A 2,286-nucleotide genomic window follows, 5' to 3' on the forward strand; every position below is an offset into this window, starting at 1 on the left:
ATAGACATTGATTGAAAACAAGAAGTATCTGACCGTGTTGTCTTTATGGACAAAGGAGTTATTGCCGAAGAAGGACATCCAGAACAAATTTTTAACAATCCAAAACATGAGCGGACAAAGGAATTCTTAAAACGTACGTTAAAATAATGATTAAAAGCCGAGGAATAAGTTCCTCGGCTTTTGTGTCTTCGGTATTACAGCTTTGCACCAGTATCGACTGCACTCCGTCTTTTTCTGGTTGCAATTTTATCAAGATAATAAGTGATAATAATAAATACCGACATTATGCTAAAATACGTGCCAATAACACCAAGTGGATTTACGCTCTCAAAATGACGATTCCCTCTTTTGAAGCCACGCTCACCATCTTGAGCTAGATGCCTATCGAATTGGTGATCAGCCCATTTTTGATCTCCCTCTGAATTGTTGAATCTTTCAAAATGTTCTTCTCCTTCAAAATGTGAAGAAGATGAATCAAATATTCCTGGAACCCCTTGTAAATGCATGATGAAATTAGATGAGAATATTTGATATCCACCAAACACTAGTAATGCGACAGTTGCGAATTTAACTAATAAACTAAATAAGGGTATGGGAGCTTTTATTGAAAAGATTTTTTTTAAAACATTCATAATCCAATTCCAATGCAAGCCAACGTGCACTGCCACTAAAATAAGCACTAAAAATGAAATGGTGATATGAGACATTTCAAACCATCGGTCATTTCCGATATCAATGTTTGGAAAAACAACTTTTGATACTAAAATACCACTGATAATGATAAAGGCCATTGAAATTAGCAGAAGTACATTTAAAAAGCAGCCTAATTTTGTTTTAAAAGGTAAATTTCGATCAAACAATTTCATTGTCACTTTTTTCACCCATGTCCAATTGAGTAATACATGAGTGAAGAAGGTCGCGGCAATTGCAATACCAGCAATTTCGTGAAATGCTAATCCTCCTAATACTCTTTTGTTAAAAAATAAGACGAAAATAACAGCCATAATTATATCTAAACCAAACTTAACGTAATTGCTCTTTTTCATTTTCAGGACCCTTTCTTATAACTATTTAAGCAGTGAAATTGCCATCATAACTTAACATAACCGCAGATGAAACACCTTCAATATTAGAAATATTATTTATAAAGTTCATTTCTTCATCTTTAATTCGAACTTCATAGGTTACTTCGTAATTATTGCTTGGAAAAACAGATTTAGATTTAATACAATGTTTCTTTGAATTTTCAGCAATAATATGACTCAGCGATTTTTCGATAGCAGCGTCAGTATATTTAATCACTAACAAATAAGGATTTCGAATAGAAATGTGATTAATAAAAACAAGTAGGGCTATGCCGATTAAAATGGACCCGATAATGACAAGTGGAATAAAGCCTGCACCACATAAAATGCCGGAAACAATCGCCCAGAAAATATAAACGATATCCATAGGATCTTTAATAGGCGTCCTAAAACGAACAATGGATAGAGCTCCTACCATTCCAAGGGATAACAGAATATTAGAGGAGATTCCCATAATAATTAGAGCGGTAGCCATAGACATCACAATTAACGAAATATTAAAAGTGTGAGAGTAAATGACACCTGAGAAGGTTTTCTTATAGACAAAATAAATGAATAATCCAATTAAAAAGGCTGTTAATAACCCGATAAGTGAATCGATTATTGAAAAACCGCTTGTTTTCTCTAAAAAACTAGATTTGAATATATCAGTAAAATTAAGTTGTTCCATTCTTTATTCCTCCTTGGTAGTTACCCATACATTCTGCTAATTTGATATTTTGAATAGGCTCCTTTTTGGCGGTCACCAACCTGAAGCAATTGTTTAATCACAGTTGGTAAATACTCATCATACTTCACTTCCAGTACCACTATATTCGGATTTGTTTCAATCATCGGAATCGTAGGGTTTAATACGTCATTATTGCGGATGCTTGTTTTAATCGAACTATCAAAAGTAATACGGACATTTCCGTATTTGTAAATAAAAACTTCTCTTTCATAATCAACAACGGTTATTGGTTTTAGTTGAAATAAGCTCATTTGAACATATAAGTCCCTCATAAGAGATCTCGAATCATTTTCCATCCATGCGATGTTATCAACACGGATTTGTTCATACTCTTCCGCTGTTATTCGGCATTTTTGCTTGAATGTTAGATTATTCCTTTTACTTTTTTTCTCTAAGTTTAATAAGCCAGTGTTATAGTCATAAAGCCTTACGCGAAATTTATCGCGATCAAAATACCCTTCTTTTTTCTGA

General features: G+C 33.3%; 3 protein-coding genes and 1 pseudogene. 1 reads left to right on the forward strand and 3 read right to left on the reverse strand.

Translation table 11 applies throughout. The annotated features are described in order from the left end of the window. Nucleotides 1-18: 18 nt before the first annotated feature. Nucleotides 19-147, forward strand: a pseudogene (locus P9E47_RS22855) (amino acid ABC transporter ATP-binding protein); the annotation flags it as partial. A gap of 47 nt (nt 148-194) precedes the next feature. On the opposite strand, the gene P9E47_RS22860 reads toward P9E47_RS22855, so the two are convergent. The 3 genes from P9E47_RS22860 to P9E47_RS22870 all read right to left on the reverse strand — a co-directional run. Continuing rightward, the gene (locus P9E47_RS22860; RefSeq protein ID WP_003330621.1) at nt 195-1,046 is read right to left on the reverse strand and encodes a DUF4405 domain-containing protein; all 852 of its coding nucleotides are present in this window, start codon (nt 1,044-1,046) and stop codon (nt 195-197) included. 25 nt (nt 1,047-1,071) lie between these two features. Further along, nucleotides 1,072-1,755 (reverse strand): DUF4956 domain-containing protein, encoded by a 684-nt coding sequence (locus tag P9E47_RS22865; protein ID WP_326165184.1) that lies wholly within the window; start codon nt 1,753-1,755, stop codon nt 1,072-1,074. A 20-nt stretch (nt 1,756-1,775) separates the two neighbouring features. After that, nucleotides 1,776-2,286, reverse strand: a 511-nt coding sequence (locus P9E47_RS22870) for a VTC domain-containing protein (protein WP_326165185.1), incomplete at its 5' end; no start/stop codon positions are given.

This window comes from Schinkia azotoformans (assembly GCF_035811335.1).
Classification (GTDB): Bacteria; Bacillota; Bacilli; order Bacillales; family Bacillaceae_J; genus Schinkia; species Schinkia azotoformans.

What these genes read in the sequence shown, in the direction of transcription:
- P9E47_RS22860 (WP_003330621.1), bottom strand. Translation starts at nt 1,046, where the DNA reads ATGAAAAAGAGCAATTACGTTAAGTTTGGTTTAGATATAATTATGGCT.
- P9E47_RS22865 (WP_326165184.1), bottom strand. Translation starts at nt 1,755, where the DNA reads ATGGAACAACTTAATTTTACTGATATATTCAAATCTAGTTTTTTAGAG.